Source organism: Pseudomonas syringae, from assembly GCF_000737245.1.
In the GTDB taxonomy this organism is placed as follows: domain Bacteria; phylum Pseudomonadota; class Gammaproteobacteria; order Pseudomonadales; family Pseudomonadaceae; genus Aquipseudomonas; species Aquipseudomonas syringae_J.
Map to the genome: position 1 here is coordinate 40,233 of NZ_JPQU01000067.1, position 13,612 is coordinate 53,844.

At 56.5% G+C, this 13,612-nt stretch carries 13 protein-coding genes; 4 read left to right on the forward strand and 9 right to left on the reverse strand.

The window, feature by feature from the left end:
- Positions 1 to 11: 11 nt before the first annotated feature.
- From IV01_RS04920 to IV01_RS04910, 3 genes are all read right to left on the reverse strand, one after another.
- Positions 12 to 377, reverse strand: a complete 366-nt coding sequence (locus tag IV01_RS04920; protein WP_032630729.1) for a diacylglycerol kinase — start codon at positions 375 to 377, stop codon at positions 12 to 14.
- A gap of 84 nt (positions 378 to 461) precedes the next feature.
- Positions 462 to 1,109 carry a response regulator transcription factor ErdR gene (gene erdR, locus IV01_RS04915; protein ID WP_032630730.1) on the reverse strand — a complete coding sequence of 216 codons (648 nt, stop codon included), beginning with the start codon at positions 1,107 to 1,109 and terminating at the stop codon, positions 462 to 464.
- A gap of 203 nt (positions 1,110 to 1,312) precedes the next feature.
- A complete protein-coding gene (locus IV01_RS04910) occupies positions 1,313 to 2,023 on the reverse strand; it encodes a tRNA-uridine aminocarboxypropyltransferase (RefSeq protein ID WP_032630731.1) in 711 nt (236 codons plus the stop codon).
- Positions 2,024 to 2,276: 253 nt separating this feature from the next.
- Here IV01_RS04910 and IV01_RS04905 point away from each other — a divergent pair, with 253 nt between their 5' ends.
- The gene (locus IV01_RS04905) at positions 2,277 to 2,690 is read left to right on the forward strand and encodes a quorum-sensing-regulated virulence factor family protein (RefSeq protein WP_032630732.1); all 414 of its coding nucleotides are present in this window, start codon (positions 2,277 to 2,279) and stop codon (positions 2,688 to 2,690) included.
- A 407-nt stretch (positions 2,691 to 3,097) separates the two neighbouring features.
- Positions 3,098 to 4,213, forward strand: a complete 1,116-nt coding sequence (locus IV01_RS04900; RefSeq protein ID WP_032630734.1) for a TIGR00730 family Rossman fold protein — start codon at positions 3,098 to 3,100, stop codon at positions 4,211 to 4,213.
- A 3-nt stretch (positions 4,214 to 4,216) separates the two neighbouring features.
- Here the strand turns inward: IV01_RS04900 and recX are convergent, their stop codons facing one another.
- The 3 genes from recX to IV01_RS04885 form a co-directional block, all read right to left on the reverse strand.
- The gene (gene recX, locus IV01_RS04895; RefSeq protein ID WP_032630735.1) at positions 4,217 to 4,684 is read right to left on the reverse strand and encodes a recombination regulator RecX; all 468 of its coding nucleotides are present in this window, start codon (positions 4,682 to 4,684) and stop codon (positions 4,217 to 4,219) included.
- A gap of 6 nt (positions 4,685 to 4,690) precedes the next feature.
- On the reverse strand, positions 4,691 to 5,755 hold the full coding sequence (recA, locus tag IV01_RS04890) for a recombinase RecA (protein WP_032630736.1): 1,065 nt from the start codon (positions 5,753 to 5,755) through the stop codon (positions 4,691 to 4,693).
- A 93-nt stretch (positions 5,756 to 5,848) separates the two neighbouring features.
- Positions 5,849 to 6,349, reverse strand: a complete 501-nt coding sequence (locus tag IV01_RS04885) for a CinA family protein (RefSeq protein ID WP_032630910.1) — start codon at positions 6,347 to 6,349, stop codon at positions 5,849 to 5,851.
- A 527-nt stretch (positions 6,350 to 6,876) separates the two neighbouring features.
- Between IV01_RS04885 and mutS the strand changes: the two genes are divergently transcribed.
- Complete coding sequence (gene mutS / locus IV01_RS04880) at positions 6,877 to 9,444, forward strand: DNA mismatch repair protein MutS (protein WP_195758814.1); 2,568 nt, start codon at positions 6,877 to 6,879, stop codon at positions 9,442 to 9,444.
- A 416-nt stretch (positions 9,445 to 9,860) separates the two neighbouring features.
- The gene (gene fdxA / locus IV01_RS04875; RefSeq protein ID WP_032630738.1) at positions 9,861 to 10,184 is read left to right on the forward strand and encodes a ferredoxin FdxA; all 324 of its coding nucleotides are present in this window, start codon (positions 9,861 to 9,863) and stop codon (positions 10,182 to 10,184) included.
- 610 nt (positions 10,185 to 10,794) lie between these two features.
- On the opposite strand, the gene rpoS is transcribed toward fdxA, so the two are convergent.
- The 3 genes from rpoS to IV01_RS04855 form a co-directional block, all read right to left on the reverse strand.
- On the reverse strand, positions 10,795 to 11,799 hold the full coding sequence (gene rpoS, locus IV01_RS04865) for an RNA polymerase sigma factor RpoS (protein ID WP_032630740.1): 1,005 nt from the start codon (positions 11,797 to 11,799) through the stop codon (positions 10,795 to 10,797).
- 102 nt (positions 11,800 to 11,901) lie between these two features.
- On the reverse strand, positions 11,902 to 12,768 hold the full coding sequence (locus IV01_RS04860; RefSeq protein WP_032630742.1) for a peptidoglycan DD-metalloendopeptidase family protein: 867 nt from the start codon (positions 12,766 to 12,768) through the stop codon (positions 11,902 to 11,904).
- Positions 12,769 to 12,948: 180 nt separating this feature from the next.
- Positions 12,949 to 13,584 (reverse strand): protein-L-isoaspartate(D-aspartate) O-methyltransferase, encoded by a 636-nt coding sequence (locus IV01_RS04855; protein WP_195758815.1) that lies wholly within the window; start codon positions 13,582 to 13,584, stop codon positions 12,949 to 12,951.
- Between the last annotated feature and the right edge of the window lie 28 nt (positions 13,585 to 13,612).

The window sequence follows — 13,612 nt, forward strand, 5'->3', positions numbered from 1 at the left end:
GACAAACAGCCTCAGCCGAGCAGAATCAGACCCCAAACCGCCGCGATCATGGTCAGAGAGACCATCTGCGCGGCGCTGCCCATATCCTTGGCGTTCTTGGACAGGGGATGCAGGTCCAGAGAAATTCGGTCGATGGCGGCCTCCACAGCGGAGTTGAGCAGCTCGACAATCAATGCCAGTAGGCACACGGCGATCAACAGCGCGTGCTCACCCCTGCTGACATCGAATATGAAGGATAACGGGATCAGGACCACGTTAAGCAGGACCAGCTGGCGGAAGGCTGCTTCGCCTTTGAAAGCGGCTGACAGGCCGTCGAACGAGTAGCCGGCGGCGTTGAAGATGCGTTTCAGGCCGGTTTGGCCTTTGAAAGGTGACATAGATAGGCTGCTGCACAAAAAAGGAAGTGAACGCTAATCGAGAACAGGTCAAAAAAGCGTGAATGACAGGTGTTTTGCGGCCGGTCAGTTTGGTGAAATCGATTCCAGCTGTTGCAGCAGCAACGCTGCCTGAGTACGAGTCCGGACGCCCAGCTTGCGGAATATAGCGGTGACATGCGCTTTGATCGTGGCTTCAGAGACGCTGAGTTCATAAGCGATCTGCTTGTTCAGCAGCCCTTCGCACACCATGGTCAGCACCCGAAACTGTTGAGGAGTGAGGCTTGCGAGCCCGGCACTTGCGGCTTTCGCTTCAGCAGAAACACTGATTATTTCGCTGGCTTGAGGTGGCCACCAGACATCGCCCTCCAGAACCTTCCGCACCGCCAGCTGGATGGTTTCCAGCGCACTGGATTTGGGAATGAAGCCACTCGCACCAAATTCCCTGGACCTGACAACAATCGACGCCTCTTCCTGGGCCGAGACCATCACCACCGGAATTTGCGGATATTGCCCGCGCAACAGCACCAGACCGGAAAACCCGTACGCCCCCGGCATATTCAAATCCAGTAGCACCAGATCCCAGTCAGCCTTCTCGGCCAGCCGGGTTTCCAGTTGGGCGATGCTTTCTACCTCTACCAGCCTTACGTCGGGGCCGAGGCCGAGACTCAAGGCCTGATGCAACGCGCTACGAAACAGCGGGTGGTCATCGGCAATCAGGATTTCGTAGGTCATGGGGTGATCCTGTTTTTGTAAGTGAGGGCCGATCCATTCGGCGCTCAGCAAGGCATTGGCAGATGCCGGCAAATCTGGTCGTTGACCTTTTATGCGGCGCCAGCATGCCCAGCGAATAGGGGGTGGTCAAGCATTACGCCCCAAGCGTTGGCGAGCATTATTGTGCGCTCATCCGCAGCCCTTTTATCGGGTAAAAAAACCAGTCAGAGAAATGCCTTCAAATGGGTGTGCGAAGCATCGTCCGAATCGACAGGATTCTGGTACTTGGCCCCGAGATAGTGAGCGGTAAACACATCCAGATAAGCGTCGAGCACGCCGCTGGCCTGAGTATCGCCTGCCAGTTCCAGGCACAGCGCGGCCACCTCGGCGGTGCAGAAATGGTCATCGCGCTTGGAACGACGCAAGCGGTAGCGCGACATTTGCTCAGACTCAAGGCTCAGCACCGGGAAGCGTTCCAGATAGGGGCTCTTGCGAAACATCTTGCGAGCCTCAGTCCAGGTGGCATCCAGTAGAATGAACAGCGGACGCTTGCCCTCCACTTTCGCCACCTGATTGACCACCCGCTCTGGAGCAACAAACTCTCCGGGGAAAACGATATACGGCTGCCATTGCGGATCATCGAGCAACGCCAGCAACTGCTCATCTACGTGAATCCGCGACCAGCCAAATGCGTGCGTGTCTTCAATGACATCGGCGATCAACCACCCGGTATTAGTGGGCTTGAGTGGCTCGGTGTCATACATCAGCAGGCACATGCCCGAGCTGGCGACAACGCTTGGCTTCCAGGCGCACAAGCAATAGCCGGGAATGACCCGACATTCATTGCAGCGGGGTGCGCGTGATCCACGAGCAATAAAGGGCTTGGTACTTTGTGCCAGGCGCCGGTCGCGCAGGCGGGAAACGGCGTGACTCATGAGAGCGACCACCGATGAAAGGAAAGCGTGAGCACTGCAGTAACTCGGATGGGCTGAAAGTCCGCGCAGTTTACCAGAGCCTCGTCGCCTGCGGCCTGTGCTGTGCGGGCATGAATCGCTTTCGTCGGAACTCGTCTTTATACTTCCCGACTATTGAGCTACTTGGACTTTACAAGCACGTACAGCGCGCCGCGTTGTGAACATACTTTCAAGTTACCGGTCCAAGGGCCAGTCACCGAATCAGGAGAATTTAATGCTGCGCCTTATCGTCCCTACCCTTACGCTGCTGCTCGTCACCCCATTCTGCGCCCAGGCGGCGTCGAAGCAGGAGTTCGAACTGAGCAAGATGCTTGAACAAGTCGCGAAGGAAAGCAGCGTCGGTACACCACGTGCGATCAACGAAGATATTCTCGACCAGGGTTACACGGTTGAAGGCAACCAGTTGATCAATCACCTGAGCGTACAATCCGGGCAGGCCCAACAGATGCGTTCAAATCCTGATGCCGTGCGTAATCAGCTGGGCAACAGTGTTTGCCACAACAATGGCTATCGCCAGTTGATGACCAAAGGCGCGGTGCTCAAGTATCAATTCACCGAATACAAGACCAATCGCCCGGTTGCCGTTCAGGTATTCAAGGCGGGCGATTGCTCGGTTAAGAAGAAGTAAGCCGTGCTTGCAGGAGCAAGGTCCAGTGGGAGCGAGCTTGCTCGCGAATGCAGCGTCCCGGCCTGAGAATTATATTGGATGTACCGGCCCCTTCGGGAGCAAGCTCGCTTACACAAAGCAGCATGAATCTTGGGTTAGCGACGTGGGACCGGCTTCAGCCGGGAAGGCGACATTCCAGACGATGGATATCGCGTAGATGTACTGGCCTCTTCCCAGCTAAAGCCGGTCCCACGTCGTCACATCAGCTTTCGAGCAGACATAGAATCTGCCACAGCTGCCCAGCGAAACCGATGCGCTACACAAACATTGCCAGTTCCAAGTAGGCTAGGCACATTAACGCATCGGAATAAGCGTCACGCTTCAGACAACACAGCAGGCTGAAGCGGTCACGCATGGAGAAGCCTTTAATGCCTTATGTCCCCAACGACCTTCTATCTCAGCACTTCGACAGCAACGGGATTGACCTCACCAGCAAGATCGAAGAGCAGATCAACCTGGTAGCCCCCAACAGCCCAAATCTTCCGCTCTATCGCGACATGATGCTAACCGTGCTGCGCATGGCTCAGGACGACCGTAATCGCTGGAACGCCAAAATCACCCTGCAAGCCTTGCGCGAGCTGGATAATGCCTTTCGCGTCCTTGAGCAGTTCCGGGGCCGGCGCAAGGTCACAGTGTTCGGTTCCGCACGCACACCTGTGGAGCATCCCCTCTATGCATTGGCCAGAGAGTTGGGCGGATTACTGGCTCAAGCTGATCTGATGGTCATCACTGGCGCAGGCGGCGGCATCATGGCGGCGGCCCACGAAGGTGCAGGGCTGGAACACAGCCTGGGCTTCAACATCACCCTGCCATTCGAACAACACGCCAACCCTACCGTAGAAGGGACAGGCAACCTGCTGCCCTTCCACTTCTTCTTCACGCGCAAGCTGTTTTTCGTCAAGGAAGCCGATGCACTCGTCCTGTGCCCCGGTGGCTTTGGCACGCTGGATGAAGCCCTGGAAGTGTTAACCCTGATCCAGACCGGTAAAAGTCCGCTGGTGCCCATCGTGCTATTGGATGTCCCGGGCGGGAGTTTCTGGCAGGGCGCGCTGGACTTCATCAAGCACCAGCTGGAAGACAACCGCTATATTCTGCCTAACGACATGAAGCTGCTGCGGCTGGTCCATAGCGCAGAAGCTGCGGTCGAAGAGATTCACCAGTTCTACAGCAACTTCCATTCAAGTCGCTGGCTGAAGAGCAAATTCATCATTCGCATGCATCGCCCTCTTACCCACAAAGCCCTTGCGCATATGCAAGGAGCGTTCGCCGATCTGTGCCTGACTGAGGATTTTCAGCAGCACACGTATCAGGGCGAGGAACATGAAGCAGAGTTCAGCCATCTGACGCGGTTGTCATTCAGCTTCAGCGGGCGTGATCAGGGTCGGTTGCGGGAGTTGGTGGATTACATCAATTTGCCGGAAAACCAGTTACAGCCTCAAGCCGAAACAGCAGCTCTGGTTGCTGAAGCCTCAAAGGCGACCTGATACTCAGTCGTCCTCACCACGGCCGCTCAACAAGCGGCCGATCATGTCCATCGGATACCCGCGATAGCTCAAAAAGCGACCTTGCTTTGCTCGTTCACGGGCATCAACAGGCAAGTGGCCCGCGAACTTGCGCTCCCAGGTTTCCTGCATCTTTTCCTGCCAGTTGAAACCACACTCCCGAATCGCCTGTTCCACTTCAGCGCGCTGCAATCCCCGTTGATTCAATTCCTCACGAATACGCGCAGGACCATAGCCCGAGCGGGCACGGTAGGAAACGAAACTTTCGAGGTAGCGAGCTTCGGAGAGCAACCCTTCCTCAACCAGACGGTCGAGGGCAGGTTCGATCAGCTCAGGAGTTGCGCCGCGCTGACGCAGTTTGCGCGTCAGCTCGACACGACCGTGCTCGCGACGTGCGAGCAGGTCCATTGCGGTTCGCCTTACGGCGACAGGTGTATCCAGTACAGCTGACATGATCTATCAGATATCAACGTCAGCATCGGCCATGTCAGCAGCAGGCGCTGGTGCACGGGAGGCTTCGGACTTGGTATCAACACCCGGGGTCAGCAATTTCTCGCGAATCATCTTCTCGAGAGTGGCACCGACTTCAGGGTTATCTGCCAGGAACTTGGCCGAGTTGGCCTTGCCCTGACCGATTTTGCTGCCTTGGTAGCTGTACCAGGCACCGGATTTCTCAACGAAACCGTGCAGCACGGCCAGGTCAATGATCTCGCCATTGAGGTAGATACCCTTGCCGTAAAGAATCTGGAACTCGGCCTGACGGAACGGCGGAGCTACCTTGTTCTTCACGACCTTGACGCGGGTTTCACTACCTACAACTTCGTCGCCTTCTTTCACTGCGCCTGTGCGGCGGATGTCCAGACGTACCGAAGCGTAGAACTTCAGGGCATTACCGCCGGTGGTGGTTTCCGGGCTTCCGAACATCACACCGATTTTCATACGAATCTGGTTGATGAAGATAACCAGGCAGTTGGCGTTCTTGATGTTACCGGTGATCTTACGCAGCGCCTGAGACATCAGACGAGCCTGCAGGCCGACGTGCATGTCGCCCATTTCACCTTCAATTTCAGCTTTCGGCACCAGAGCAGCCACGGAGTCGACCACGATCACGTCGATGGCGTTGGAGCGCACCAGCATGTCGGTGATTTCCAGTGCCTGTTCGCCGGTATCCGGCTGCGAAACCAGCAGGTCGTCAACGTTGACGCCCAGCTTGCCTGCGTACTCGGGATCAAGAGCGTGTTCAGCATCGACGAACGCGCAAGTTGCACCCATTTTCTGGGCCTGTGCGATAACCGAAAGCGTCAGCGTCGTTTTACCGGATGATTCCGGGCCGTAGATTTCAACGATCCGGCCTTTCGGCAGACCGCCAATACCCAGCGCGATGTCCAGACCCAGCGAACCGGTAGAAATAGAAGGAATCGCCTGGCGGTCATGGTCACCCATGCGCATTACGGCACCTTTACCGAATTGACGCTCGATCTGACCCAAGGCCGCAGCCAAGGCTTTCTTCTTGTTGTCGTCCATTGAAGTCCTCACGTAATCAAATTCAATTAGGGGCCTGATGGCCACAACACCTGTATAAGTAGACAGTATTATTCCACAGGGTTGCGCGCGCGCCTACCCCCGAGTTGGTATTTCTGCACAGACAAGCTCTATCAGCCCCTCTAGCGCGGCTTTTACCGTTTGTCGGCGCACCTCGTCACGATCTCCGGCAAACTGATATCGGCGTGAAACCTGACACTCACCCACTCCCCAGCAAACCCAGACCGTGCCCACCGGCTTCTCCACAGAACCACCGTCCGGGCCCGCCACGCCGCTGACGGCGACCGCGAACCGGGCGGCGCTGTGAAGCTGGGCACCACGCACCATCGCCCGCACTACCTCATCACTCACCGCCCCGACGCTGTTAAACAAATCCGTCGGGACTTGCAGCTGAAGGGTCTTCTGCCGATTGGAGTAAGTTACATAACCCGCCTCGAACCAGGCGGAACTGCCCGGTATCCGGGTGATCGCCTCGGCAATTCCGCCGCCGGTGCAGGATTCTGCCGTGGTGACCTGGGCGTTCACTGTTTGCAGATACCTGCCCAGTTCGCTGGCAAGCCGGGTAATGTCATCCAAGGTGCTCTTCTCCAAAGTGCTTTCTCCAGCGGGCGACAAACCATCACCGTACACGAGCGTTTTTTGGGTGCAAGGCAGGGGCGGTCAAATTCACGACCGCCCCTGCTCAAAATAGTCTTGAAGTCAGTGCTGTTTCTTTTTTGGGCAGCCAGGTTTCTTGATGGTTTCGACCGTTGTCTCCTTGGGTCGACGCCGGGCCTCCTCGATTGGAATGAAGCGCCCGCTTTCTGAATCCCTTGCGCGTTTACCAGCCATATAAAATTCCTTTTTTATAAACACCCCCGGTATGGGCGGCGACGCAGCAAAGTCTATACAGCGTTTGCCCGTCTGTGGCCCGCTGGAAACCCTCGGTGACGATTCAGCCCCGTTGCAGCAGACCTGCGCCCCTGAGTCGTGCGTGGTAATCTTGCGCCCATCGCAACATGCGCGCACGACCCCGCCTGGTACCCGCACAGGCTTCCAAGGCCTGCCTGCGCCTTTGCCTCCCACTTCTCAAGAATTTGCCTAAACAACTGATGAATAAAGCAATTTCCGATCTATCCGCACACACCCCAATGATGCAGCAGTACTGGCGCCTGAAGAATCAGCACCCTGACCAGCTGATGTTCTATCGCATGGGCGATTTCTACGAGATCTTCTACGAAGATGCGAAGAAAGCCGCCAAGTTGCTGGATATCACCCTGACAGCGCGTGGGCAATCTGCCGGTCAGAGCATCCCGATGTGTGGCATTCCTTACCATGCCGCCGAAGGCTATCTGGCCAAACTGGTCAAGCTGGGCGAGTCGGTGGTGATTTGCGAACAGGTCGGCGACCCTGCGACCAGCAAAGGGCCGGTCGACCGTCAGGTGGTACGCATCATCACCCCAGGCACCGTCAGCGACGAGGCCTTGCTCGATGAGCGTCGCGACAATCTGATTGCTGCGGTACTGGGTGACGAGCGTCTGTTTGGCCTGGCGGTGATGGACATCACCAGTGGCAATTTCAGCGTGCTGGAGATCAAGGGCTGGGAAAACCTTCTGGCAGAGCTTGAACGCATCAACCCTGTTGAGTTGTTGATCCCGGATGACTGGCCACAAGGCCTGCCTGCGGAAAAGCGTCGCGGCTCACGCCGTCGCGCCCCTTGGGATTTCGAACGTGATTCAGCGTTGAAAAGCCTTTGTCAGCAATTCTCCACCCAGGACCTGAAAGGCTTCGGCTGCGAGAACCTGACCCTGGCCATCGGCGCTGCCGGTTGCCTGCTGGGCTATGCCAAGGAAACCCAGCGCACCGCCCTGCCGCACTTGCGTAGCCTGCGCCACGAGCGGCTCGATGACACGGTAATTCTCGACGCCGCCACCCGACGCAATCTGGAGCTGGACACCAACCTGGCCGGTGGTCGCGACAACACCCTGCAATCGGTGGTCGATCGCTGCCAGACGGCCATGGGCACGCGCCTGCTGACCCGCTGGCTCAATCGTCCATTGCGCGATCTGACCGTTCTCAAGGCCCGGCAATCCTCGATCACCTGTCTGCTGGAGAGGTACCGCTTCGAGAGCCTGCAACCGCAGCTCAAGGAGATCGGTGACATCGAGCGCATTCTGGCGCGGATTGGCTTGCGAAATGCCCGGCCGCGGGATCTGGCCCGTCTGCGCGATGCTTTGAGCGCCTTGCCAGCGCTGCAAGTGGCGATGACCGAACTGGAAGCGCCACATCTGCAACAGCTTGCCCAGACAGCGGGCGTCTATCCGGAACTGGCCGAGCTGCTGCAACGCGCCGTCATTGATAACCCCCCAGTCGTCATCCGCGACGGCGGCGTGCTGAAAACCGGTTATGACGCCGAGCTCGACGAGCTGCAATCCCTGAGCGAAAACGCCGGCCAGTTCCTTATTGATCTGGAAGCCCGTGAAAAGGCCCGGACCGGTCTGGGCCATCTAAAGGTCGGTTACAACCGGATTCACGGCTACTTTATCGAACTGCCCAGCAAACAGGCTGAGCAGGCACCGGCCGATTACATTCGCCGTCAGACTCTGAAGGGTGCCGAGCGCTTCATCACTCCGGAGTTGAAGGAGTTCGAAGACAAGGCGCTATCCGCGAAAAGTCGTGCCCTGGCCCGGGAGAAGCTGCTCTACGAAGCGCTGCTCGAAGACCTCATCGGCCATCTAGCCCCGCTGCAGGACACCGCTTCAGCGCTGGCCGAGCTGGATGTGTTGAGCAACCTGGCAGAACGGGCGCTCAATCTGGATTTGAACTGCCCGCAATTCGTCGACGAGCCGTGCATGCGCATCGACCAAGGTCGTCACCCGGTCGTCGAGCAGGTGCTGTCGTCGCCCTTTGTCGCCAATGACCTGGATCTGGATGACAAGACTCGCATGTTGGTCATCACCGGCCCGAACATGGGTGGTAAATCGACCTACATGCGTCAGACCGCGTTGATCGTGCTACTGGCTCACATCGGCAGCTTCGTGCCCGCCGCCAGCTGCGAACTGTCACTGGTAGACCGCATCTTCACCCGTATCGGTTCCAGCGACGATCTGGCCGGTGGCCGCTCGACCTTCATGGTGGAAATGAGCGAAACCGCCAATATTCTGCACAATGCGACAGATCGCAGCCTGGTGTTGATGGACGAAGTCGGACGCGGCACCAGCACGTTCGACGGTTTGTCCCTGGCCTGGGCTGCGGCAGAATGTCTCGCCCAGTTGCGCGCCTACACGCTGTTTGCGACTCACTACTTCGAGTTGACCGTGTTGCCGGAAAGCGAGCCTCTGGTTGCCAACGTACACCTGAACGCCACTGAACATAACGAGCGGATTGTGTTTCTGCACCGGGTACTGCCTGGGCCGGCAAGTCAGAGCTATGGCCTGGCAGTGGCCCAGTTGGCGGGGGTTCCAGCAAGGGTGATTGGCCGCGCCAAGGAACATTTGCAGCGCCTGGAAACCACCAGCCTGCCTCATGAGCAGCCACGATCCAAACCAGGCAAGCCCACAGCCCCGATGCAAAGCGACCTGTTTGCCAGCCTGCCGCATCCAGTGCTTGAAGAGCTGTCCAAAGCCAAACTTGACGACCTTACGCCTCGCCAGGCACTCGAGTTGTTATATGCACTGCAAACTCGGATCTAACGAGTTTGGTTACAAGCTGTTAGAATCCCGCGCGGTTTGAGATGCTGGCAGCTTTTTGTGTCCCGTCTCGTAAATACGTTCACTTTGGGCGAGTGGATGGTTTTGTCAGGCAAGGCGCCGCGACGACTCATAGTTGTGCTATGGGGAGGAGCGGCAACGCAGCCTGGCGAAATCAGACACCGTCCAAATTGAACAGCTTATTTGCGAGACGGGACACTAACCTGGCTGATCAGATAAATCCGAGCCGCGTGAAAACTTAGCGAACCCAGGGTCGAACGCCGTGCTGTGCAGTCGCTCTGCATTCAGTACCGTTTACCTAATGCATGTGTTTTCACACGGCGCGGGAGACTTCCCGAACCCGGCAACCCTGAATGAAAGGGCTCTGCTGTAGCCGCCGCCTGAGGAGAGAATTAGAAATGACCTTCGTCGTCACCGACAACTGCATCAAGTGCAAATACACCGACTGCGTAGAAGTCTGTCCGGTGGACTGCTTCTACGAAGGCCCGAACTTCCTGGTGATTCACCCGGACGAGTGCATCGACTGTGCTCTTTGCGAGCCTGAATGCCCTGCCCAGGCCATTTTCTCGGAAGATGAAATCCCAGCAGGGATGGAAAACTTCATCGAGCTAAATGCCGAATTGGCGGACGTCTGGCCGAACATCACCGAGAAGAAAGACGGGCTGCCCGATGCGGCGGATTGGGATGGCAAACCAGGCAAAATCGCAGACCTGGAACGTTAAGCAAAACGCTTGCTCAAAAAAAGGCCCTTCAGGGGCCTTTTTTATATCGCTGGTAACACCTCAACTGCGTGCCATTGCACCTTCACGCAGACAAAAAAAGGGGCGGTATGACCCGCCCCCCTTTTTTTACTTAATCCCTCTATTCCTTTATTCATCATCCTGATGAATCGCTTCCTGCGATGTCCTTGGCCCTCTTCCTTGAAAGCCTGTGCCATTCCCTCGGCACAGTTGTGATAGTAGTGATTTTCACGCATAGAACAACCACCGAAAACCTTTCAAAAAATTCCTTCACATGAAACATGAAAATAATTTATTCAACTAAATCATTAGCTTATGAAATATAACTCCGCTGAGAGGTCATTTTCCCCCCTCAGTTTTCGCTAGAGCTTACAAAACGGGTAAGTAAAGGCCTACAGCCAAAATGTCAAAATCACTGAACAGCCGCATGGGGAAACCGCCCTGACAGCGCCGGTCCAGTAGTGGCCATTTATCAACTGAAAACGATTGAGGCGCACACATAAAAACACCCCGGATCGGGGTGCTCTTATGAACGTGCTTTTATGAACAAGAAGCAACGCGATGTTTACAGTCTCAACGTCTTCTTAACCACTCATTGAAACAATGACTCGCTGGACAAGCCATTCTTCTCGAGGATCTCGCGCAAGCGCTTGAGGCCTTCGACCTGGATCTGCCTGACACGCTCGCGGGTCAAACCAATTTCCAGCCCTACATCCTCCAGCGTGCTGCTCTCATGCCCGCGCAGCCCGAAACGCCGTATAACGACCTCTCGTTGTTTGTCGGTCAGCTCGGATAGCCATTGATCGATGCTCTGAGAGAGATCGTCATCTTGCAGCAGTTCGCACGGGTCGGTGGGACGGTCGTCGGTCAGGGTATCAAGCAGTGTCTTGTCGGAATCCGGCCCCAGAGAAACGTCGACCGAGGACACCCGCTCATTGAGCCCAAGCATGCGCTTGACCTCGCCGACGGGCTTCTCAAGGAGATTGGCGATTTCTTCGGGAGAGGGTTCATGATCGAGTTTTTGCGTCAACTCGCGGGCGGCGCGCAAGTAGACATTGAGCTCTTTGACCACATGAATCGGCAGCCGAATGGTTCGGGTCTGATTCATGATGGCACGCTCAATGGTCTGACGAATCCACCATGTCGCGTAAGTCGAGAAGCGGAAGCCGCGTTCCGGATCGAATTTTTCCACAGCCCGGATCAGGCCCAGGTTGCCTTCTTCGATGAGGTCGAGCAATGACAATCCACGATTGACATAACGTCTGGCGATTTTCACCACCAGCCGCAGATTGCTTTCAATCATGCGCTTGCGTCCGGCCGGATCACCCTTCTGCGAGAGCCTCGCAAAATGGACTTCTTCTTCCGGAGACAGCAACGGAGAAAAACCGATTTCATTGAGATACAGCTGCGTGGCATCGAGTGCACGTGTGTAATCAATGTATTTGTGCTGCTTGAGCGTTGTAGAGTTTTTGGCCTTGGCGCGAGTGGCAGAGGCCGCAGGTTTCTGCTTTTCGTCCGAGTCCAGATCGATATCGGCCTCCATCAGGAGGACCTCGTCGTCGATGTCAAACTCGGGCGCTTCTTTACTGAGAGCCATTGTTATAGTCCTTTGGTGAGTTCGACCTCAAGCTCCAGCGACGCCAGTTCCATGGCAACGCTTGAGCCTGTCCCTCTACGTCAAGGAACAGGCTGGCAAAAATCAACGACGCGGCAGGAATTGCAGTGGATCTACAGGCTTACCCTGGCGGCGAATCTCAAAATGCAGTTTCACCCGGTCAGTTCCTGTTGACCCCATCTCGGCAATCGTCTGCCCAGCCTTGACCTGTTGCCCCTCCCGAACCAACAGCCTACGGTTGTGGCCGTAAGCGCTTACGTAGGTATCGCTGTGTTTGATGATTACCAATTCGCCGTAGCCCCGCAAGCCACTCCCGGCGTAGACAATCGAACCATCAGATGCAGCCAAAACAGGCTGTCCCAAATCTCCAGCGATATCAATTCCTTTATTCAAACTACCGTTTGAAGAGAATTTTCCAATCAATACGCCGTTAGACGGCCACGTCCAGCCTTTGGGGGCCGGGCCGGCCGGGCCTTGCGGGGGTGCGGAGACCGACGGCACAGCGGCAACAGGCTTGGAAATCACCGTCGTTTTAACCGAGCCTGAAGCACTCGTTTGGGTGGACGTCGTGGTAGACGCTGCACCCGAACGAACGGCACCTGGGGCTACCGCAACGCCAGACGATGTTGAATTTGAACGCCCATCAAAGCGAATCGTCTGACCGGGACGAATGGTGTACGGTTCGGGAATCTGGTTACGAGCGGCTAGCGCCTTGTAGTCCCAGCCGTAACGAAATGCAATGGAAAACAGGGTATCGCCGCGGCGCACAACATACTGGCCAGTGGTCACGGTAGGGCGTTGAGGGGCGGCATTACTGTTGCGATCCACAACGCGAACGCCGCCGGAAGGCGAACTTGAGCAACCGACCAAGAGGACACTGAGTGCCACGCCAATCAACAGCCGTTGAAAACCTTTGGAAAAACTTCGCTGCCGAATGACTGTACGACTCACCCGCCACTCCCTTTACTGGTGACTGAATTAAAGGTGCCTATTGTGCCGCAATAACGGCTGGCAACTAATGCTTAACTGCTTGAAATACGAACTGAAGTCTTCTGCAGCTTATAAGGCCAGCGCTGCGACAGGTGGTAGACCGGCCGCGTCGATGAGAATTCAGTTGTCACACAAAACGACTCAGGCCAATGGACCATTGAGCAGAGGTACGAAACGTACAGCACCGAGCACATGTCGCGAGAAGCCGTTTTCTTCACGTACGATCAGCATCAGTTGCTGAACCTCTCCAGACCCCACGGGTATGACCAGTCGCCCCCCCGGTGCCAGTTGATCAAGCAACGCCTGCGGCACATCGGTGGCCACAGCGGTAACAATGATGCCGTTGTACGGAGCCAGCGCCGGCCAGCCTTCCCAGCCATCGCCCCAGCGGAATACCACATTGCGCAGGTTCAGTTCGACCAGACGCTCCTTGGCCCGGTCCTGCAGGACCTTGATACGCTCGACGGAAAACACCCGTTCCACAAGCTGCGCCAATACCGCCGTCTGGTAGCCCGAACCCGTGCCGATCTCCAGAACCTTATCCAATGGTCCCGCAGCCAGCAGCAGCTCGCTCATGCGCGCCACCATGTAAGGCTGGGAAATGGTCTGGTTATGACCAATCGGTAGCGCGGTATCTTCATACGCACGATGAGCCAAGGCTTCATCGACGAACAAATGACGGGGCGTCTTGCGAATCACGTCCAGGACCTGAACGTTGGACAACCCCTCTTCGTAGAGGCGCTGAATGAGACGCTCCCGAGTTCGCTGGGAGGTCATCCCGATGCCTCGGCGTAACAGATCATCT

What these genes read in the sequence shown, in the direction of transcription:
- IV01_RS04920 (WP_032630729.1), bottom strand. Translation starts at nt 377, where the DNA reads ATGTCACCTTTCAAAGGCCAAACCGGCCTGAAACGCATCTTCAACGCC.
- erdR (WP_032630730.1), bottom strand. Translation starts at nt 1,109, where the DNA reads ATGACCTACGAAATCCTGATTGCCGATGACCACCCGCTGTTTCGTAGC.
- IV01_RS04910 (WP_032630731.1), bottom strand. Translation starts at nt 2,023, where the DNA reads ATGAGTCACGCCGTTTCCCGCCTGCGCGACCGGCGCCTGGCACAAAGT.
- IV01_RS04905 (WP_032630732.1), top strand. Translation starts at nt 2,277, where the DNA reads ATGCTGCGCCTTATCGTCCCTACCCTTACGCTGCTGCTCGTCACCCCA.
- IV01_RS04900 (WP_032630734.1), top strand. Translation starts at nt 3,098, where the DNA reads ATGCCTTATGTCCCCAACGACCTTCTATCTCAGCACTTCGACAGCAAC.
- recX (WP_032630735.1), bottom strand. Translation starts at nt 4,684, where the DNA reads ATGTCAGCTGTACTGGATACACCTGTCGCCGTAAGGCGAACCGCAATG.
- recA (WP_032630736.1), bottom strand. Translation starts at nt 5,755, where the DNA reads ATGGACGACAACAAGAAGAAAGCCTTGGCTGCGGCCTTGGGTCAGATC.
- fdxA (WP_032630738.1), top strand. Translation starts at nt 9,861, where the DNA reads ATGACCTTCGTCGTCACCGACAACTGCATCAAGTGCAAATACACCGAC.
- rpoS (WP_032630740.1), bottom strand. Translation starts at nt 11,799, where the DNA reads ATGGCTCTCAGTAAAGAAGCGCCCGAGTTTGACATCGACGACGAGGTC.
- IV01_RS04855 (WP_195758815.1), bottom strand. Translation starts at nt 13,584, where the DNA reads ATGACCTCCCAGCGAACTCGGGAGCGTCTCATTCAGCGCCTCTACGAA.